Source organism: uncultured Capnocytophaga sp., from assembly GCF_963525585.1.
Classification (GTDB): Bacteria; Bacteroidota; Bacteroidia; order Flavobacteriales; family Flavobacteriaceae; genus Capnocytophaga.
Genome location: NZ_CAURLX010000005.1, coordinates 58324 through 78333 on the forward strand (window position 1 = coordinate 58324; position 20010 = coordinate 78333).

Here is a 20010-nt window from a genome sequence, read left to right on the forward strand (position 1 = left end):
ATATGACAAAAAAAGAAATTCCTGTAGAGGAAAAACTAAGAACCTTGTACTCTTTGCAACTGATTGATTGCAAGATAGATGAACTCCGTAATGTACGTGGAGAACTCCCTCTGGAAGTAGAGGACTTGCAAGATGAAGTAGCTGGATTAGAGAGCCGTATAGAACGACTTTCCTCTGATATTGATAAAATAAATGGAGATATCTCTACTAAGAAAAATCTTATAGAAGAAAGCAAATCTCTTATTAAAAAATATACAGAACAACAGAAAAACGTACGTAATAATAGAGAATTTAACTCTATTTCAAAAGAAATAGAGTTCCAAGAGCTTGAAATTCAATTAGCAGAGAAGCATCTCAGAGAATATAAGGCTGATATAGAACAGAAAAAATTAGCTATTGAAAAGATAAAGGAACAACTTCAAGAGCGCGAAAAGCATCTTTCACATAAAAAAGAAGAGCTGGATTCTATCCTTGAAGAAACTAAAAAAGATGAGGAAACTCTCCTTAGAAAATCTCTAGAGATTTCTTCTCAAATAGAGCCAAGGCTCCTTAGTGCTTACCAACGTATTCGTAATAGCGTAGTAAATAGATTAGCTATTGTTCCTGTTGAACGCGGGGCTTCAGGGGGGTCTTTCTTTGTAATTCCTCCTCAGGTACAAGTAGAAATATCCACCAGAAAGAAAATCATCACTGATGAGCATAGTGGACGTATCCTTATTGATCCAGACCTTGCCAGAGAGGAAAGAGAAAAAATGGAAGCTTTCTTTGAAACAATGTAAAAAAATAAGTGCTTGAAATCAAGCACTTATTTTTTTATCCATCCAAAAAATCCATTTTCTTCTATCATCTGTGCTACTCCTTTAGGGAGTGAGGATTGCCAGCCATCTTCACCTCGCTTAATCTGTTCTACTATCTCACGTGAGTGTATATCCAAATTTTTAGGGTCATATCCTTCTATATCTACTACCTTTTCATCACCATCAAATTTGAAAAATTTGTAAAGTTCTCTAGTTCTTGAGGGAACTTCTATATTATTACTTGTAATAATTTCTCCTGTCCTTTTATCTTTCATCGGATACAGGTAGATTTTGATATCTCTGTAAAATAATTTACCAAAAGCTTCTAGAATTCCTCCACTGAGATGCTTATAGTATTCTTCTCTAAAAATAGCAATTAGGTTATCCACTCCCATTACCATTCCCATCTGTGCTTTAGTATAATTGGAGAAATATTCTGCCAAACGATAATATTCCTTGAAATTGGAAATCAATACCTTATAGCCCAAAGAAGAAAGAATACGTGCTCTATCCATAAAATCTTGCTCATCAAGCTCTCCGGACTCTAATAAGTTAGAAAGAGTAATCTCAAAAATTACTTGAGTATTACTTTCTTCAACTCCTTTTTCCTTGAGAAATAATTCCAAAGAACGTTCAAGCATATCTATATTTACATTGGCAACAGGGCGGAAACTTCCACGAAGGGTAAGAATATTTTTTTTATAAAGTTGTTCTGCAGGTAAAAGATTATTCCCTTCCGCATCAAACATCACAGCCTCTGTCATTCCATTCTTTATCAGCTGTAAGCTCATTAAACGGTTATCTATATGTGCAAAGTTAGGTCCTGAGAAATTTATCATATCAATCTCAATCAAGTCCTTATCAATATGATCATACAGATATTGGATAATCCTATGAGGCTTATCAGTCTTATAGAAGGCACTATGAATAAGATTCACCCCGAGTTTTCCAAGAGTCTCCTGCTGTGCCCGTGTCTCGGTCTGGTGGAATCGGATATGAAGAATAATATCATTATACTCCCCATCTGGTGTCGTCTGAAAGCGAATACCGACCCATCCATGTCCCTTATAGCGCTTAGCAAAATCAATAGTTGTAACCGTATTAGCGTAGGTAAAGAATAACTTATCAGGATATTTATCACGAGGAAGTCGTTCTTGTAACAAATTAATTTCGTGAGTAAGCATTTTTTTCAGACGAGTTTCAGTAACATATCGTCCATCCTGCTCAGCTCCATAGAGGGCATCACTGAAGTTCTTATCATATGCACTTACAGCTTTAGCAATAGTTCCCGAAGCTCCTCCAGCTCGAAAAAAATAACGAACAGTTTCCTGACCTGCTCCTATCTCTGAAAATGTTCCGTAAATATGTTTATTCAGATTAATTCGTAAAGCCTTAGCCGTTAAAGAAGGAATATCCTCTATATCACGATCTCCGGTTATATAAGTTCCCATATTTGTTAGAATTAAAAAAATCCCTGCAAAGATAACTTTTTTTATGAAGTATGCCAAATTTTTTATGTTAAAATCATTAGCTTTCTATACTTCCTTTTAAATAGAATATTCTGAATATATTATTTTCATTTATCAATATAAAAATTCCAAAATCCTAAGCTTTTTCTGATAATTCAAGTAGCTGCTTAAGGAGAGCATCTACTAACTGGGAGACTTGTATGTAAGAGATCTCTCCTGTTCCCATATATACAAAAGCTAACGAATAAGATGAAGATAATAGTGATTTTTGCTTTCTATAACTTTCACGAATAAGTCTCTTAATCCTATTCCTATGAACAGCTCTCCTGACTTTTCTCTTAGGAACACTTATAAGCACCTGATTATTAATTTCTTGAGAATCCACAGCAAGATATAGGAGCTTTATAGGATACTTCTTAAGAGAATTTCCTTCCTGAAAAAGCTTTTGTATCCGATGATAATTACATAGTCTCTCTCCTTTGGAGAAAGTGAGTCGAGGTTGTTGCATATTTTCCATAGAATGATTAAAGATAAGAAAAGAGATTATCCCAGTAAGATAATCTCTTATACTTTTTCCGAGGAAGATTTTTAAATATTTTCTTCTTCCTCTTCTTTTCCTGTTAATAGTCGGAATCCTTCCCCGTGTATATTTACAATTTCTACATTCTCATCTTTCTTAAGATATTTACGAAGTTTGGCAATATACACATCCATACTACGAGAAGTGAAATAGTTATCATCTTTCCATATCTTATTCAAGGCTAATTCACGAGGCATTAAGTCATTCTCGTGCAAAGCAAGCAAACGCAAGAGTTCGTTTTCCTTTGGAGAAAGCTTAAAAGGTTCTTCATCTTTGTAACGAAGGAAACGAAGCTTAGAATTGAGAAAGAAATCACCTATTTGGAATTCGAATTTTTTGCTATCAATTACTGTATCGATAGATTTTCTTTGGAGCATTGCTCGAATTTTCATTAGCAATACTTCTGAATCAAAAGGCTTATTAAGATAGTCGTCAGCTCCTGATTTGTATCCTTTAATAACATCTTCACGCATAGTACGTGCAGTTAAGAAAATAATAGGCACTTTCTCATTCTTCTCACGAATTTCTTTGGCAAGAGTAAAACCATCCTTATAAGGCATCATTACATCTAATATGCACATATCATAAGGGTCTTTACGAAACTTATCAAAGCCTTCCATTCCATTCTTAGCAAGAGTAACATCAAAGCCACTCATAGACAAATAGTCTTTTAGTACAGTTCCAAAGTTAGGATCATCTTCTACTAGAAGAATTTTTTTATTAACTGCTTCCATAATTCAACATTTTTAAATTAATATTTTTTTATACGTTTTATTTGCAAAATCTATACCATTTTCTTAAATAATAAGAGGAATTTTTATAAAAAAGGTACTTCCTTTTCCTTTTTCACTTTCTGCATATACCTCTCCATCGTGGTACTTCACTATCCTTTTCACATAAGCAAGCCCCAATCCGTGTCCTTTTACATTATGTAAATCACCCGTGTGTTCCCTATAAAATTTTTCAAATACTTTCTTTAGGACAGCCTTACTCATTCCTTGTCCCTTATCCTGTATACGAATAACCAGCTTATTATGAGCAACTTCTGTAAATACATCAATCTCAGGTGCTTCAGGAGAATACTTGATGGCATTCTCTAAAATATTGACAATTACATTGGTAAAATGCATCTCGTTAGCTAAAATATCCGAGTTCTCAGCCTGTAAATGCTTCTTAATCCTTCCCTTTCTATCATCTATCAGAAGCTGTACGTGTGCTACTGCATTATCTATTAGTTCGTGAGCATCTAATGGTTCTTTTTCTATCTCTACTTGATTTCTATCCAATTTAGAAATCTGAAGTACATTCTCCACGTGTGCGTGCATCCGCTTATTCTCATCACGTAACATCTTAATATAAAAAGACATCTTATCATAATCCTGCATCACTTGTGGGTTCTTCATCGCATCAAGAGCCAAATTGATTGTTGCAATAGGAGTCTTGAACTCGTGAGTCATATTATTAATGAAATCTGTCTTAATTTCAGAAATTTGCTTCTGTGTCCTAAGCTGAATTAACGTTTTAGCGAAAGCCCATACAATTACCGAGGTAAAAATAAGCACCCATATAGCCATCATAATTACAGAGGACAATAAGTAGCGCTGGCGATCCGGAAACTGTACTTCCAGTTCATAATGAGAAGCCCCTTCTTGATTCCTAAGTAAAGGAATTGTATATATATTGTTCATCTTAGGATTGAACTTAAGCGAACTTACTGAGGTTCTCTGCTTATCACTAGGCAAAGACTTATCATATACTGCAAACTCGAAATCTATATTAAGCCCTCTATTCTTAAGTTCTCTTTCTATCAGAGAATTTAATTGTGAGGTAGTTATCCTGTCTTCTATAGAAAGTTTCACTGAGATTTCTCGGAAAAGCTCCTCAAACATAGCTTTATCAAAGGAAGTAATACGCCCTGTTTTTTCCTTAATAGTTGTATTATTAAAGGGTTGCCCATCAATTCCTTTATTAGATCCAAAAGTACGAGAAGTCTGCTTACTTACATAATTACGTATCTGTGTGGTATCTCCCTTGGGAAGATTGAATAACTCAGAGGGTACCTTATAACCCTCCTCAAGCACCTGATGCTTATAGGTAAAGGTCTCTTTTGTTTTTTTATCTTCTTGAACGAAAACCAAATCACGGATTTGTGAGGATTTCAAAGAACCTAAACTATCTTTTCCTTTTAGCTCAATGAACCTAGTCATATATCTGTTGATTTCCCTAAGTTCTACTAGTTCAGCTACGGAATTAAGCGTTTGTTGTACTGAATGAGTAAAAGCCTCTTCTTTATTATTTATAGAGCTATTCACCCAGTAAACCTGAATAGAAATAAGCCCTATTAGTGCCAAAGGCATCAGAATTAAAGTAACTATATAACTTTTCTTATTCATTAGGCAAAATTATAATTTATTTTTTAATGCTAATTATTTTTAACAACGTTTAACTTTTAGGTTAATTTATTGCGTTTTCATCTATCATTTTCATTATTTTAAAATGTACTTTCTGGATTTTATCTAAATTTTTATCTATTTCATTATTTTCAATAACAAACGTTGATAATTCTATCTTTTTTTGCTCCTCCCATTGATTTTTTATTCTTTTTTCTATGGTTTCTCTGTCAATTTTATCACGAAACATCACTCTTCTTATTCGTTCCTCAATAGGAGCAGTAACTGTGATAATATAATCACAATCTTTGTAAGAGCCACTCTCAAATAGAATTGCCGATTCCTTAATTACATAAGGAGCTACTTGCTGGAGCTTCCATTGTAGAAAATTTTCTTGTACATAAGGATGAATGATAGCATTAAGTTGTTCTAATTTTTTCTTATCAGAGAAGACAACCTTAGCCACAAATGTTGTATTGTAGATTCCTTCATTGAAGGATTCTTCTCCTAGAAGAATCTTTATTTGTTCCTGTATGAGAAGATTCTGAGAAATTAGCTCTTTGGAAGCTTGATCGGCAATATAAATAGGAATTGAAAACGTTTGTGCAAAGAGATTGGCTATTAGTGTCTTCCCGCTACCAATTCCTCCTGTAAGACCCACTGTTACTGACATATCCTTAATGTTCTACTAAATATTCTACTTGATTTTCCTCTGGAAGAGTTACCTTCAGTGAAGAAGGCTTTTTATGGATAGATAAAGGCATTACCCCATTCTTTTTTTTATTATAATCAGCTATCACTGTTATATCTGTTGATTTTAATTGGCTTATATCTTCTATATTTCCTGAAACTAAGATAGTTACTTCCTCAGGAAATAATTTTACTTCAGCTGATAGAGGAGCGTGTAAGAGTTGAACTTTAGTCTTGGTTCTTACCTCTGTTACACGTTTTATCTGTACAGAATAATCTATTTTCGAAGTATTATAATGAATTTTATTCGTATTATTTATTGGAATTTCTCCTGCAAAAGATCTCATTACAGTTTTATTTTCTTTTTTTCTTAAATAAAGTCCAGTAATTGTATCTAAATCATTCTCTAAACCCGCAACTATCACCGAATCAGGAAATATCTGATAAGAATCAATCCTATAATCCTCAACCAAAGGAATATCAAATTGGATTTTAACAGGGATTTTTTTCTGTTTTGTTTTCTGAAATTCAATAGTTAGAGTATCGGGTTCTATTATTGAGAGACTTACATCTGGATAATTTTGTCTATTAATTTGAGAAATAAGAGCGTTATCAAGAATATACTTACTTTTCTTTACTTTTTTCAGTTCATTAAAAGATAATGTAATTGTATGATGAGAAAATGCATATTTGAATAATGAGAAGCCTATTCCTTCTAGTTCTACATTAAGATAGGAAGTAGATTGAGGCGTTATGAACTTTTCAGAAGGTAAATCCTTATATAGAATTTTTACTCTATATTGTTGGGTGTTTTTCTGTGACAGATTCCCTATAAACCACGCAAGTGCTGCCAAGAGAATACAGAATGTAATCCCTAAACCTTTTCCTCTAAAAATTCCTATTAATCTCATTGGAATAAATCTGTTTTACACAAGGAGCACTTTGTAAAGTTTATTATAAATCCTTACAAAGTGCTCTCATCATTATATTTAAAATTAATATATGTCTATTCTGCCTGCGCCTCTTCTTCAGAGGTTTCTTCTAAAAATCCCTTATCTATCAATAAGTTATACCATTGTATAATTTTCTTAATATCACTAGGATACACTCTATCTTCATCATAATCAGGTATTACAGAGAAGAAATAAGCCTCCAGCTCTTCATTTGTTGCCTTATGAGAGATTGTAGTTTTTTGCCCATTTTCTTTTTCTTTTATTGCCTTAAAAACCTCTTCTAAGGGTCTTTCCTCCTGTAGTGTATAAATAGCTATTTCCGATAGAAGACTCACATTATTACGAAGTCCTATACTAATACGCTTCCCATCAAGAAGAGAAAGTGCCAAAAATCCTGACCTTGTGCGTGATTGTAACTGATACAATCCTGGCATACCTGAGATAGTTAATATCTGATTTAATTTCATTTATTTCTATTTTTTTAATCCTTTTTTATTGATTTCAGAAAAACGCATTCTATAACGAACATTTACTTTACCATTACTTATATTATTGAGCTTATTTTTAAGTAATTGCTTCTTAAATGAAGACAAATGATCTGTGAATAATATTCCCTCTATATGGTCATATTCGTGTTGAATAACACGAGCCACTAATCCTGAAAAGGTCTCTCGGTGAGTATTAAAATTCTCATCCTGATATTCTATAATGATTGTAGAAAGTCTAGAAACATCTTCATTTACTCCAGGAATACTTAGGCATCCTTCATTAAAAACCCAAGAATCACCTTGTTCTTCTATTATTCTAGCATTAATAAATGTACGTTTAAAAGTCTTGAGATATTCTCTTTCTTCATTAGTAAGGTCATCATTTTCAGAGAATGGTTCTGTATCTACAAGGAAAAGGCGAATAGGAAGTCCTACTTGAGGTGCTGCTATCCCTACTCCATTGCTTTGATACATTGTCTGAAACATATCCTCAATAAGCTTAGTGAGTCCTGTATAATCCTGAGTAATAGGATCACATACCTTCCTGAGCACAGGATCTCCGTAGGCTACAATAGGTAATATCATAACTATATCCTTTTTTAGGTCGCAAAGATAGTTATTTTATTCGAATTATCTATATTTTTTTCACAAAAAAAGGACTATCTTATGAGATAGCCCTTTCAAAAATTCAATGTTTAATTCTTATTTAGGTTCTACTTTTCCTTTAATCCTAAGTGCTACATTAGGAGTATCGGTAGCGTTAGAAGTTACCATAATAGTTTTGGCAATTGCTCCTACACGCTGAGTATCATAGCTTACTTGGATTTTCCCTGTAGCTCCTGGAGCAATAGGTTCTTTAGGCCAAGAAGGAACTGTACAGCCACAGCTTGAGCTTGCTCCTGAGATTACTAGAGGAGCCTTCCCTGTATTCTTGAATTCGAATACTCTCATTCCGTCTGAACCCTGTTTGATTGTTCCATAATCAATTTCTTCAGTAACGAACTTGATTTCAGCTTTGTTTTGAGCTTGTGCAACAAATCCAAATGTTACAGCAAGTAGAAAAAATAAAATTTTTTTCATTGTTCTAAAAATTTAATTATAATTACTATTTAGTTTCTTCATTAAATGATGGGGCAAAATTACAATACTTTTTTTCAAAAACAAAGTAAATATAATATTTTTTTTATAACTTTGTCCCCTATTTATTGAATAACACATCTTTATAATCAAACACTGTGCCAAAAATGGAAATTACAGCAAAATATTCTCCCGAGGACTTCGAAAATAAGTGGTATACTTATTGGTTAGAAAATGATTTTTTTAGTTCAACTCCCGATGAAAGAACACCTTACACTATTGTAATACCCCCTCCTAACGTAACAGGTATTCTTCATATGGGACATATGTTAAATAATACTATTCAAGATGTTCTTATCCGAAGAGCTAGGCTCAAAGGGTTCAATGCTTGTTGGGTGCCTGGTACTGACCACGCTTCTATTGCTACTGAAGCAAAGGTAGTTGCCAAACTAAAAGAGCAAGGAATTGATAAGAAAGACCTTTCTCGAGAGGAATTCCTGCAACACGCTTGGGAATGGACGCATCAATACGGTGGTGTTATTCTTGAACAACTCAAAAAATTAGGTTGCTCTTGTGATTGGAAACGTACCAAATTCACAATGGATGATGATTTGTATCAGTCTGTTATTAAGGTTTTTGTAGATTTGTATAACAAAGGACTTATCTACCGAGGGTATCGTATGGTTAATTGGGACCCACAGGCTAAAACCACTCTTTCTGATGAGGAAGTAATCTATAAAGAACAAAACGGAAAACTTTTTTACCTTATATATAAAGTTGAAAATTCTGAGGAATATCTTACTGTAGCAACTACTCGCCCTGAAACTATTTTTGGAGACGTAGCCGTTTGTATAAATCCTAATGATGAGCGTTATAAACATTTGCGAGGCAAAAAAGTAATTGTTCCTGTTGTGGGTCGTGTAGTTCCTATCATCGAAGATGAATATGTAGATATTGAATTCGGTACAGGAGCTTTGAAAATTACGCCTGCTCACGATATCAATGACTATGAAATTGGTTTGAAACATCAGCTTCCTATCATTGATACTTTTACAGACGAAGGAAAGCTTAATAGTTACGGCTTACATTATGAGGCGAAAGATCGTTTTATTGTAAGAAAAGAGATTGTAAAAGAACTGGAAGAGAAAAGTCTTCTACTCAAAACAGAAGATTATGTTAATAATATAGGTACTTCCGAAAGAACAGGAGCCGTTGTAGAGCAACGCCCTCTTGACCAATGGTTTCTTAAAATGGAAGAACTCGTAAAGCCTGCGCTTAAAGCAGTTTTAGAATCAGAAGAAATAAAATTATACCCTAAAAAATTTGAAAATACTTATCGCCATTGGCTAGAAAATGTTCGAGATTGGAATATTTCTCGACAATTATGGTGGGGGCAACAAATTCCTGCTTATTATTTTGGCGAAAATAAGGATTTTGTAGTAGCTGAAACTAAGGAAAAAGCTCTTCTTTTAGCTCAACAAAAAGCTCCTGAATTACAGCTAACCTTAGCCGACCTTAAGCAAGATGAAGATGCCTTAGATACTTGGTTCTCTTCTTGGTTATGGCCTATGAGCGTATTCAATGGAATCTTAGAACCTGAAAATAAAGAGTACAAATATTACTATCCTACTCAAGATTTGGTTACAGGCCCTGATATTCTTTTCTTTTGGGTAGCCCGTATGATTATTGCAGGGTATGAATTTAACGGAGAAAAACCTTTCTCAAATGTGTATCTTACAGGATTGGTGAGAGATAAACTCCGACGAAAAATGTCAAAATCCTTAGGAAATTCTCCTGATGCGTTGAAGCTTATTAAAGATTTTGGAGCAGACGGAGTTCGTGTAGGTTTGCTTCTATCTTCTTCGGCTGGTAATGACCTTCTCTTTGATGAAGCGCTATGCCAACAAGGTAGCGGATTTGCTAATAAAATATGGAATGCTTTCCGACTCATTAAAGGATTTAATACTGTAGATATTCCTCAACCTGAATCGGCTAAAATAGCTATTGAGTTCTTTGAAGCCAAATTCCAGAAAATACTTTCTGAAACAGAAGATGATTTCAGTAAATATCGTATCTCTGATGCTCTTATGAAGATTTATAAGCTTGTGTGGGATGATTTTTGCTCTTGGCTCTTGGAGATGATAAAGCCTGCTTTTGGTTCTCCTATTGATTCCAAAACGTATAACGAAGTTATTAGGCTTTTTGAGGACTGCTTAAAATTATTACATCCTTTTATGCCTTTTGTTACTGAAGAAATATGGCAACAAATTTCCTCAAGAACACCACAAGAGGCACTCATTGTAGCAAATTATCCGAAAGAAAAACCTTTTGATGAAAGTATTTTAGATGAATTTGAATTTATTAAGGAGGTAATTTCAGGAATACGTACTATCCGTAAAGAGAAAAATATTCCTTTTAAAGAAGAAATTAGCTTATCCATAATAGATAATGAGCATTTTACTACTAAGTGGAACAGTATTATCGAAAAATTAGGCAATGTATCAGCTATTTCCTATGTGGAAAAGGCTACTGAAGGAGCTATTTCTTTCCGAGTAAAAGCCAATGAATACTTTATTCCTATTTTAGACAAGATAAATGTAGAGGAAGAAATCAAAAAGCTAGAAACAGAACTTCATTATGCAGAAGGTTTCTTGAAATCTGTTCGGGCAAAGCTTTCTAATGAAAAATTTGTTAATTCTGCACCTGCACAAGTAGTAGAAAATGAGCGTAAAAAAGAGAGTGATACCTTAGCCAAAATAGAAACTCTTACTCAAAGTCTCAAAAAATTACGATAGAAACCACATATATTTTTTAACAAATAAATTCTAGACTGCTAAAATTATTAACTGACAAAAATTCAATGGCATTATTTTTGCCGTATGAATAGAAATTTATAATTTAGCCCCCTAAAAGAAAGGATACAATATTTATGAATGATAATTTTTCACATAGAGTAAAAAATGTAATTAACACAGGTAAACAAGAGGCTATCCGATTGAAGCACAGTATTGTAGGTACTGAGCATCTGTTATTGGGTATTCTTAAAGAAACAGAAGGAGATGCCATAGAAATACTGAAAGAATTACATATAGACTTTCCTGTTTTACAGAAAAAGATAGAGAACCTTGCCAAATCTATTAATTCTCATTCTAATATTTCGCCGAAGCAGATGGAACAAAGCATTCCTTTGACTTTACCTGCTGAAAACGCTTTGAAAACCACCGCTTTAGAGCAAAAAAGATTCCGTAATAGTGAGATAAATACAGGTCATTTACTTTTGGGTATTTTACGAAATGAAAATGATCCTACTACTAAAACACTAAATCAGGAAAAGATCAATTATGAGAATGTTAGGCAACAATTTGAAATTATCAATAATGAAAAAAAACATGATGAACGCGCTTTCCTAGACGCTTCTACTTATGATGATGACGAAGAAGATGCTAACCCTGACTTTTTGTCACCTCCTCCAACTCCCAAGAGTAATTCTAATCAGAAGACAAAGACTCCTGTTTTAGATAGTTTTGGGAGAGATTTAACAACAATGGCTCGAGAAGGAAAGCTTGATCCTGTGGTAGGACGCTTTAAGGAAATAGAGCGAGTTTCCCAAATTCTCAGCCGAAGAAAGAAAAATAATCCCCTATTAATTGGGGAGCCAGGAGTGGGAAAAAGTGCTGTAGCTGAAGGACTTGCCTTACGTATTATCCAAAGAAAAGTATCACGCACTTTATTCAACAAACGAGTAGTAACTCTTGATTTAGGCTCATTAGTAGCTGGGACTAAGTACCGAGGTCAGTTCGAAGAACGAATGAAAGCCATTATGAATGAGCTTGAAAAAAATAAAGATGTCATTCTCTTTATTGATGAAATACATACATTAGTAGGTGCTGGGAGTGCATCGGGTAGCTTAGACGCTTCCAATATGTTCAAGCCTGCTCTAGCTCGTGGAGAAATCCAATGTATTGGTGCTACCACAATGAATGAATATAGAGACTCTATCGAAAAAGATGGTGCTCTGGAGCGTCGTTTTCAGAAAGTAATTATCGAACCAACCAATTACGAGGAGACTGTTGAAATTCTTAATAATGTAAAAGAAAAGTATGAAGATCATCATCACGTAAGATATACTCCTGAGGCTATTGAAGCGTGTGTAAAGCTCACTTCTCGGTATATAACTGATCGCTTCCTTCCTGATAAAGCTCTTGATGCAATGGATGAAGCAGGAGCTCGTATTTATATTTCTCAGATAAAGGTATCAAAGAAAATAGAAGCTCTGGAAGAAGAAATTGCAAAGATACAACAGTCCAAAACAGAAGCTGTCAGCGGAGCTCGTTATGAAGAAGCAGCTAAATACAGAGATACAGAAAAAAATCTTGAACTCCAACTAGCTAAAGAGAAAGAACTCTGGGAAAAGGAGTCTATGCAACATCGTAGTGAGGTGACTTTTGAAGATATTGCACAGGTAGTTTCTATGATGAGTGGGGTTCCTATTACTCGAATGGAACAGTCTGAAATGAGCAAACTTTCTTCTCTAGAGAATATCATCAAAGAGAAAGTCATTGGGCAGGAAGAAGCCATTTCTAAAATTGTCAAATCTATCAAACGAAATAGAACTGGGCTAAAAGACCCTAATCGCCCCATAGGCTCTTTTATATTTATTGGACAAACAGGAGTAGGAAAAACTGAATTGGCAAAAATACTGGCTCGTGAATTATTTGATTCCGAAGAGTCCCTTATCCGGCTAGACATGAGTGAATATATGGAAAAATTCACAACTTCTCGCCTCATAGGAGCCCCTCCAGGTTATGTAGGACATGAGGAAGGAGGACAACTTACCGAAAAAGTACGCCGTAAGCCTTATGCAGTTATCCTATTGGACGAAATAGAAAAAGCTCATCCTGATGTATTCAATATGTTATTACAAGTATTGGATGATGGATTCCTTACAGATAGCTTAGGCAGAAAAATAGATTTTCGCAATACTATCATCATTATGACTTCTAATATAGGAGCAAGGCAAGTGAAAGAATTTGGGCAAGGAGTAGGCTTCTCTACTTCTGCAAAAGTTTCTCAAGCTGATGAACACGAGCGTTCCACTGTAGAAAATGCTCTTAAAAAGGTTTTTGCGCCTGAATTTCTTAATAGAATTGATGATGTGGTGATGTTCAATGCACTTGATAAAGAAAATATCAAAGAAATCGTTCAAGTAGAGCTCCAGAAATTACTTGATCGTATTAAGGGACTCGGGTATTCTCTAAGGATTTCTCCAAAAGCTATCCAGTTTATTGCCGAAAAAGGATATGACAAGCAATATGGAGCCCGACCTCTTAGAAGAACTATTCAGCGTTATATAGAAGATGAAATTGCAGAGAAAATAGTTCTATCAGAAGTTAGAAAAGGAGATACCATTTCTGTAGATTATACAGAAAAAGAAGAAAAATTAACTTTTATAGTAAGTAATATTAAAAATATCTCTGTAGAAGATTCCCAATAAATAAAAAGGCTATTTCCAAAATGAAATAGCCTTTTTTTATTTCTAAAAGAATTTTTTAATGCTTAAAATGACGAATACCAGTAAAAACCATTGCTACTTGATGTTCGTTACAATATTCAATACTCAAATTATCCTTAATAGAGCCTCCAGGCTGTATTACATCTTTAATTCCCTCTTTATGAGCTATTTCTACACAATCAGGGAAAGGAAAAAAGGCATCACTTGCCATTACCGCTCCTTGTAAAGAGAACTTGAACTCTTTAGCTTTCTCTATTGCTTGTTTAAGAGCATCTACACGGCTTGTTTGTCCTGTTCCTGAAGCAAGTAATTGCTTATTTTTAACCAATACAATTGTATTTGATTTGGTATGTTTACATATTTTAGAAGCAAAAAGAAGATCATCTAAGGCTTCTGTAGTAGGATGTTTTTCAGTAACATAAGTGATATCAGTAAGAGTATCAGTCTTAAGGTCTTTATCTTGCCACAGATAACCATTCAAGCAAGAGCGCAAAGAAGTTCTGGGTAATAATGTATCTTTTTGTTTTAAAATAATTCTATTTTTCTTTGTCTCAAGGATTTCTATAGCTTCTTTCTCATAATCTGGAGCAATAATTACTTCACAGAATAGTGGATTAATAGCCTCTGCTGTTACCTTATCTATAGTTCTATTGGCAATCAGAATTCCCCCAAAAGCAGAAACAGGATCACAAGCAAGAGCTGTTTCATAGGCTTCTAAGATGGTAGAACGAGAAGCTATTCCACAGGTATTATTATGCTTTAGAATAGCAAAAGTAGGAGCTTCGTGAGCAAATTCACTCATTAGGTTCACTGCAGCATCTACATCTAATAAATTATTATAGGATAATTCTTTGCCATGTAATTTAGTAAAAAGTTTCTCAAAATCACCAAAGAAAATACCCTTCTGATGAGGATTTTCTCCATAACGAAGTATTTGTGCTTTATCTTCACTTATGCGGAGTAATTCTGAAGTGTTTTCAGTATTAAAATAAGAGAAAATAGCTGTATCATATCTGGAAGAAGTAGCAAAAGCACGTAAAGCAAAGCTTTTTCTTTCTTCAAGAGTAGTTTCTCCTTCTTTCTTAGAAAGAATTTCAAATAGAGCTGAATATTCTTCCTTAGAAGAGACACAAAGTGTATCTCTAAAGTTCTTAGCAGCTGCACGGATAAGTGATATTCCTCCTATATCTATTTTCTCAATAATATCCCCCTGAGAAGCACCACTAGCAACAGTTTCTTCAAACGGATACAAATCTACAATTACCAAATCTATTTGAGGAATATCATAGGTTTTCATTTGCTCCTGATCGGTTGGATTTTCTTGTCGGTTAAGAATACCGCCAAATATCTTAGGATGAAGTGTCTTAACTCTTCCTCCAAGTATGGAGGGATATTGAGTTATGTCCTCTACAGGTATTACTGAAATATCTAAGGATTTAATGAAGGTTTCTGTTCCTCCTGTAGAATATAGAATTATTCCTAATTCATTCATTTTTCGGATGATAGGTTCTAGTCCTTCCTTGCTGAATACAGAAACTAAGGCTGATTGAATGCGTTTTTTTTGTTCCATTACAATTATGAATTTTGTTTTGAAAAATAAAAGACAAAGGTAAACATTTTTAAGATAGGTAACAAAAATATTCTTTACTTCTTCATTATCTTACTTAAAACACCAAAAACTCCTCGAATGAAAGTTGCACTTGTCAGAAGTTTTACTACAGGATTCTGAGCAGTACTTTTTCTAGTTGAAGTCTTTGGAACTGAGGAGGAAGTATTCTCAACTTCTTGCTTTGTTCTCTGTTCTTTTTTAGCTGGAGCAGGAGTATTAACAATCTTACTATTAAGTATCTCATAAGCACTCTCGCGATCAATTACCTCATTATACTTTCTTTTCAATGAAGAACTTGCAAGAACTTGCTTTATCTCCTCATCTGAAAGAATATCCATACGACTCATAGGAGCTCTCATCATCGTTGCCACTAATGGAGTGGGACGTCCTTTAGCATCCAATGCTGTAACAAAAGCTTCCCCCGTTCCTAATGAAGTAAGGTATTCTGGTACATTATAAAACGTAGTTTCTGGATAGTTCTGAGCTGTAAGCTTGATAGCTTGCCTATCTTTTGCAGTAAAAGCTCTCAAAGCGTGCTGAATCTTCATTCCCAACTGTGAAAGAACTGCATCTGGTATATCAGTAGGATTCTGAGTACAGAAAATAAGCCCAACTCCTTTGGAGCGAATAAGCTTAACGATATTCTCTAACTGATTAAGTAATGCTTTGGAGGCTTGGTTAAATATCAGATGTGCTTCATCTATAAAGATAACTAATTTTGGTTTTTCTGCATCTCCTATCTCAGGGAAAGTGTTATAGATTTCAGCGAGTAGGCAAAGCATAAAAGTTGAGAACATTTTTGGTCTATCTTGGATATCTGTTAAGCGGATAATATTAACTGCTCCCCTACCCTTTGCATCAATATGTAAAAGATCCTCAGGCTCAAAACTTCTTTCTCCAAAGAACAACTCTGCTCCCTGATTCTCAAGCTCAACAATTTTTCTTAGAATAGCACTTGTAGAGGAAGATGAAATTCGTCCATATTCAGCTTCAAACTCACTTTTACCTTCTTCTGTAGCATATTGAAGTACTTTCTTAAGATCTTTCAAATCCAACAAAGGATACTGATTATCATCACAATACTTGAACACAACAGCAAGCACTCCTTCCTGCACATCAGAAAGGTCTAAAATTCGGGAAAGTAGCACCGACCCAAATTCCGAAACAGTAGCACGCATACGTACTCCATCTTGTTTAGAAATTGTAAGTAATTCAACCGGAAAAGCTTCTGGCTGGTAAGGAAGGTTCATTTGAGAATGACGTTCTTTTATGAAAGATTTTTCTTCCCCTTGAGCAGCAATTCCGCTGAGATCTCCTTTTAAATCCATCAGAAGAGTTGGAACCCCTTCTTTTGAGAGATTCTCAGTAAGAGCCTGTAATGTTTTAGTCTTCCCCGTTCCTGTTGCACCTGCAATAAGCCCGTGCCTATTAAGGTTCTTCAAGGGTAGATTTACAAATAAGTCTGGGATAACTTTCCCTTCATACATTGCTCCTCCTAGAGTAATGTATTTCCCATTAACTGTATAGCCTAATTGTATTGCTTCTTTAAATTTTTCTAGACTCATCTTATTAGATTACTTAAAATATGTGCAAATATAATCCTTTTCCGTTAAAAGAGCATATTTTTAACCATGTTTTATATTTTTCAAATATATCGAAGATATTTTCTATCATCTTCATTAAAAAAGTTTTGTAATTATTATAGTTTTTGTATCTTTGTCCCTTTGAATATTTACTTATCCCCAAAAGGCATATTCAATCCCAATATAATAAAAACTTTAATTGAGTACAAATGAAGAAAATCGTTTTATTAGTAAGCAGTTTCTTTTGCTTAAGTAGTTGTGCTGATTTGCAAACTATTATGAACAATACCCAACAAGGGGGAGCTCTTTCCTCATTGGATATCTCAAATGGACTTAAGCAAGCATTAGAGATAGGTATTTCTCAAGGAGTGGAGTTACTTAGCCAAAAAGATGGCTATTATGGCAATTCCTTAGCCAAAATCCTTTTCCCTGAACCACTCCAAAAGGTAGATAAAACCCTTAGAAGTATTGGATTAGGAAGCCTTGCTGATGAGGGCGTAAAGCTCCTAAACAGAGCTGCCGAGGATGCTGTAATAGAAGCTAAACCTATCTTTGTAAATGCTGTAAAAAATCTTTCTTTTTCAGATGCTACAGCTATCCTTACAGGAGGAAAAGACGCTGCCACCCAGTACCTAAAGAAGACCACAACCAATTCATTAATAGAGGCTTTCTCTCCTAAAATCCAATCTTCCCTTAGTAAAGTAGGAGCAGATAAAGTATGGGAAAGTATCATTAGTAAATATAATGCTATCCCCTTGGTTAATCAAGTAAACCCAGACTTAACAAGCTATGTAACTGAGAGAGCCATAGAAGGGTTATTCCAGCAAGTAGCTCAGAAAGAGGAGGATATACGTACCAATATTGGAGCTAGAACCACCCCTCTTCTCCAAAAAGTATTCGCTAAACAGTAAGCTTTCCCAGTATTAAAAATATTATCCCTTCTATTATTCTATAGAAGGGATTTTTGTTTTTCTATTGAGAAATCTGTATCTTTGCACTAAATTTAAAAGCTATTTTTTTAGCTTCAGATTTTTCTATTACCAAATTAATTATATCTATCAACGTGTTTCCAGAAATTCCCTTAGCACAACAGATACTTCTTGCTTGTAAAGCAAAAAATATCCAACATATTGTCCTTTCTCCAGGCTCTCGCAATGCTCCCTTAACTATTGGTTTTGCTAGTGATTCCTTTTTTTCTTGCTATAGCATTGTAGATGAGCGATGTGCGGGCTTTTTTGCTCTTGGAATCGCTCAACAATTAAGGCAACCTGTGGCTGTTGTCTGTACTTCTGGTTCAGCTCTATTGAATTACTATCCTGCTGTGAGTGAAGCCTATTATAGTCATATTCCGTTGATTGTTATTAGTGCGGATCGTCCTATTTCGAAAATAGATATTGGCGATGGGCAAACCATTCATCAACGAAACGCTTTGAGCTCTCATACAGCTTACAATACTAATCTTTCTGAAAATGAATGTGATAGCTCTTATAATGAATATTTGCTAAATGAAGCTCTTAATACAGCTTCTATCAAAAGCCTACCTGTACACATCAATGCACCTTTTGAAGAGCCTCTTTATAAGACAATTAATACTCCCACTGTAACATTTACTAATAATAATGGAGTTAGCAATGAGCCTTTGCTAAATAATGATTTTATCAATCAATTTATAAAAAATTGGATTTTCCCTAAAAAAATGGTACTTATAGGAGTGCTTCCTCCAAATTCTATCGCTCAGAAATGGATAGATTTTCTCAAAAATGATCCTTCTGTACTTGTTTTGACAGAAAATACAGCCAACCTTGTAGAGGAATCCTTTATTGATATGATTGATACTTTCCTTACTCCTATTGAAAAGAGAAATCTACAAGAACTCCTACAACCTGATGTTCTTATTTCGGTTGGAGGAATGGTTATTTCCAAAAAAATTAAAGAATTTCTACGAAAATACCCTCCTAAAGTACATTATTATATAGATGAACACGTAGGTTATGATACTTTTTTCTCACTTACCCATCATTTCAAAACAGATATCAATACTTTTTTAAGTAAAGTTACAGAAGAACTTCCTCCTATAACTTTTTCTTATAAAGAAATTTGGCTTTCTCTGTATAAAGAAATACTAAAAAAGAGAAATAATTATCTGGAAAATATTCCTTTTTCTGATATGAAAGTATATGAGGCTATTTTTTCACATATTCCCACCCCTTATCATATCCAGATCAGTAATAGTGCGGCTATTCGTTATGCTCAACTTTTTCATTCTAAAGCTGGTTGGCAAATATTCTGTAATAGAGGCACCAGTGGTATAGATGGTAGCACCTCCACTGCTATTGGAGCTAGTATAGTACAGGAATTACCTACCTTGCTGATTACTGGTGACTTAAGTTTCTTTTATAATAGCAATGCTTTGTGGTGCAACTACATTCCAAAAAATTTTAAAATTATCCTAATTAATAATTCTGGAGGAGGTATTTTCAGAATTTTACCCACAGACAAAGAAACTCCTTTCTTTGAGACTTTTCAAGAGACAGTTCATAATCTTACAGCTAAGCACTTATGTGCTATGTTTGGATTTACTTATCTTTCAGCTGAGAATACAGAAGAGATTTCTTCCCTCCTAGAAAGTTTTTTTTATAAAAAAGAAACCCCTTGTTTGCTTGAAATTTTTACCCCAAGAAAGCTCAATGACACTGTATTGAAAAATTATTTTAATACTTTAGTGTAAAAAACAGGAAACTTTTTTTGTTTATTTAGTTTTTTTACCTTACCTTTGCCCCGTTTTAGAAAATATAACAATGGATATTATCAAACTTTCTATCAAGCGACCCAGTGTCCTAATTGTGATGCTCTCCCTATTAC

Annotated in this window: 16 protein-coding genes; 5 read left to right on the forward strand and 11 right to left on the reverse strand. The window is 34.3% G+C overall.

Features of this window, described 5'->3' with window-relative positions; translation table 11 throughout:
• The first annotated feature begins 2 nt into the window (after positions 1 to 2).
• Entirely contained in the window at positions 3 to 779 is a 777-nt protein-coding gene (locus tag RYK20_RS02500; protein ID WP_297980428.1) for a zinc ribbon domain-containing protein, read from the forward strand.
• 26 nt (positions 780 to 805) lie between these two features.
• Here the strand turns inward: RYK20_RS02500 and RYK20_RS02505 are convergent, their stop codons facing one another.
• The 9 genes from RYK20_RS02505 to RYK20_RS02545 form a co-directional block, all read right to left on the reverse strand.
• A complete protein-coding gene (locus RYK20_RS02505) occupies positions 806 to 2248 on the reverse strand; it encodes a TonB-dependent receptor (protein WP_297980425.1) in 1443 nt (480 codons plus the stop codon).
• Between the two features lie 154 nt (positions 2249 to 2402).
• Positions 2403 to 2774: a ribonuclease P protein component gene (gene rnpA, locus RYK20_RS02510; protein ID WP_314894303.1), complete on the reverse strand. Its 372-nt coding sequence runs from the start codon at positions 2772 to 2774 to the stop codon at positions 2403 to 2405.
• 80 nt (positions 2775 to 2854) lie between these two features.
• On the reverse strand, positions 2855 to 3580 hold the full coding sequence (locus tag RYK20_RS02515) for a response regulator transcription factor (RefSeq protein WP_297980420.1): 726 nt from the start codon (positions 3578 to 3580) through the stop codon (positions 2855 to 2857).
• A 63-nt stretch (positions 3581 to 3643) separates the two neighbouring features.
• Positions 3644 to 5239, reverse strand: coding sequence for a sensor histidine kinase KdpD (locus RYK20_RS02520; RefSeq protein WP_297980418.1), 1596 nt, complete (start codon positions 5237 to 5239; stop codon positions 3644 to 3646).
• A 61-nt stretch (positions 5240 to 5300) separates the two neighbouring features.
• Complete coding sequence (gene coaE / locus RYK20_RS02525; RefSeq protein WP_314894304.1) at positions 5301 to 5909, reverse strand: dephospho-CoA kinase; 609 nt, start codon at positions 5907 to 5909, stop codon at positions 5301 to 5303.
• 4 nt (positions 5910 to 5913) lie between these two features.
• Positions 5914 to 6837 (reverse strand): hypothetical protein, encoded by a 924-nt coding sequence (locus RYK20_RS02530; protein WP_314894306.1) that lies wholly within the window; start codon positions 6835 to 6837, stop codon positions 5914 to 5916.
• A 95-nt stretch (positions 6838 to 6932) separates the two neighbouring features.
• Positions 6933 to 7346, reverse strand: a complete 414-nt coding sequence (locus RYK20_RS02535) for a DUF5606 domain-containing protein (protein WP_297980410.1) — start codon at positions 7344 to 7346, stop codon at positions 6933 to 6935.
• A gap of 6 nt (positions 7347 to 7352) precedes the next feature.
• Positions 7353 to 7952 carry a peptide deformylase gene (def, locus tag RYK20_RS02540; protein WP_297980407.1) on the reverse strand — a complete coding sequence of 200 codons (600 nt, stop codon included), beginning with the start codon at positions 7950 to 7952 and terminating at the stop codon, positions 7353 to 7355.
• Positions 7953 to 8069: 117 nt separating this feature from the next.
• On the reverse strand, positions 8070 to 8447 hold the full coding sequence (locus RYK20_RS02545) for a DUF1573 domain-containing protein (RefSeq protein ID WP_311455717.1): 378 nt from the start codon (positions 8445 to 8447) through the stop codon (positions 8070 to 8072).
• Between the two features lie 164 nt (positions 8448 to 8611).
• Between RYK20_RS02545 and RYK20_RS02550 the strand changes: the two genes are divergently transcribed.
• Together RYK20_RS02550 and RYK20_RS02555 are read left to right on the forward strand one after the other, a co-directional pair.
• The gene (locus RYK20_RS02550) at positions 8612 to 11239 is read left to right on the forward strand and encodes a valine--tRNA ligase (protein WP_314894307.1); all 2628 of its coding nucleotides are present in this window, start codon (positions 8612 to 8614) and stop codon (positions 11237 to 11239) included.
• 134 nt (positions 11240 to 11373) lie between these two features.
• Positions 11374 to 13938, forward strand: coding sequence for an ATP-dependent Clp protease ATP-binding subunit (locus RYK20_RS02555; RefSeq protein WP_314803200.1), 2565 nt, complete (start codon positions 11374 to 11376; stop codon positions 13936 to 13938).
• 55 nt (positions 13939 to 13993) lie between these two features.
• On the opposite strand, the gene purH is transcribed toward RYK20_RS02555, so the two are convergent.
• Both purH and RYK20_RS02565 read right to left on the reverse strand, forming a co-directional pair.
• On the reverse strand, positions 13994 to 15526 hold the full coding sequence (gene purH / locus RYK20_RS02560) for a bifunctional phosphoribosylaminoimidazolecarboxamide formyltransferase/IMP cyclohydrolase (protein WP_314894308.1): 1533 nt from the start codon (positions 15524 to 15526) through the stop codon (positions 13994 to 13996).
• Between the two features lie 74 nt (positions 15527 to 15600).
• Positions 15601 to 17130 (reverse strand): helicase HerA-like domain-containing protein, encoded by a 1530-nt coding sequence (locus RYK20_RS02565; RefSeq protein ID WP_297980392.1) that lies wholly within the window; start codon positions 17128 to 17130, stop codon positions 15601 to 15603.
• Positions 17131 to 17357: 227 nt separating this feature from the next.
• On the opposite strand from RYK20_RS02565, the gene RYK20_RS02570 reads away from it, so the two are divergent.
• A complete protein-coding gene (locus RYK20_RS02570; protein ID WP_297980389.1) occupies positions 17358 to 18059 on the forward strand; it encodes a DUF4197 domain-containing protein in 702 nt (233 codons plus the stop codon).
• A 152-nt stretch (positions 18060 to 18211) separates the two neighbouring features.
• Positions 18212 to 19876: a 2-succinyl-5-enolpyruvyl-6-hydroxy-3-cyclohexene-1-carboxylic-acid synthase gene (gene menD / locus RYK20_RS02575; protein ID WP_314894309.1), complete on the forward strand. Its 1665-nt coding sequence runs from the start codon at positions 18212 to 18214 to the stop codon at positions 19874 to 19876.
• Positions 19877 to 20010: the final 134 nt, after the last annotated feature.

Bases quoted from the DNA above. Each gene is read 5' to 3' on its own strand.
- RYK20_RS02535 (WP_297980410.1), bottom strand. From the start codon at position 7,346: ATGAAATTAAATCAGATATTAACTATCTCAGGTATGCCAGGATTGTAT.
- RYK20_RS02515 (WP_297980420.1), bottom strand. From the start codon at position 3,580: ATGGAAGCAGTTAATAAAAAAATTCTTCTAGTAGAAGATGATCCTAAC.
- RYK20_RS02570 (WP_297980389.1), top strand. From the start codon at position 17,358: ATGAAGAAAATCGTTTTATTAGTAAGCAGTTTCTTTTGCTTAAGTAGT.
- RYK20_RS02530 (WP_314894306.1), bottom strand. From the start codon at position 6,837: ATGAGATTAATAGGAATTTTTAGAGGAAAAGGTTTAGGGATTACATTC.
- RYK20_RS02505 (WP_297980425.1), bottom strand. From the start codon at position 2,248: ATGGGAACTTATATAACCGGAGATCGTGATATAGAGGATATTCCTTCT.
- RYK20_RS02500 (WP_297980428.1), top strand. From the start codon at position 3: ATGACAAAAAAAGAAATTCCTGTAGAGGAAAAACTAAGAACCTTGTAC.
- RYK20_RS02545 (WP_311455717.1), bottom strand. From the start codon at position 8,447: ATGAAAAAAATTTTATTTTTTCTACTTGCTGTAACATTTGGATTTGTT.
- RYK20_RS02550 (WP_314894307.1), top strand. From the start codon at position 8,612: ATGGAAATTACAGCAAAATATTCTCCCGAGGACTTCGAAAATAAGTGG.
- rnpA (WP_314894303.1), bottom strand. From the start codon at position 2,774: ATGCAACAACCTCGACTCACTTTCTCCAAAGGAGAGAGACTATGTAAT.
- purH (WP_314894308.1), bottom strand. From the start codon at position 15,526: ATGGAACAAAAAAAACGCATTCAATCAGCCTTAGTTTCTGTATTCAGC.
- RYK20_RS02565 (WP_297980392.1), bottom strand. From the start codon at position 17,130: ATGAGTCTAGAAAAATTTAAAGAAGCAATACAATTAGGCTATACAGTT.
- RYK20_RS02520 (WP_297980418.1), bottom strand. From the start codon at position 5,239: ATGAATAAGAAAAGTTATATAGTTACTTTAATTCTGATGCCTTTGGCA.
- def (WP_297980407.1), bottom strand. From the start codon at position 7,952: ATGATATTACCTATTGTAGCCTACGGAGATCCTGTGCTCAGGAAGGTA.
- coaE (WP_314894304.1), bottom strand. From the start codon at position 5,909: ATGTCAGTAACAGTGGGTCTTACAGGAGGAATTGGTAGCGGGAAGACA.
- RYK20_RS02555 (WP_314803200.1), top strand. From the start codon at position 11,374: ATGAATGATAATTTTTCACATAGAGTAAAAAATGTAATTAACACAGGT.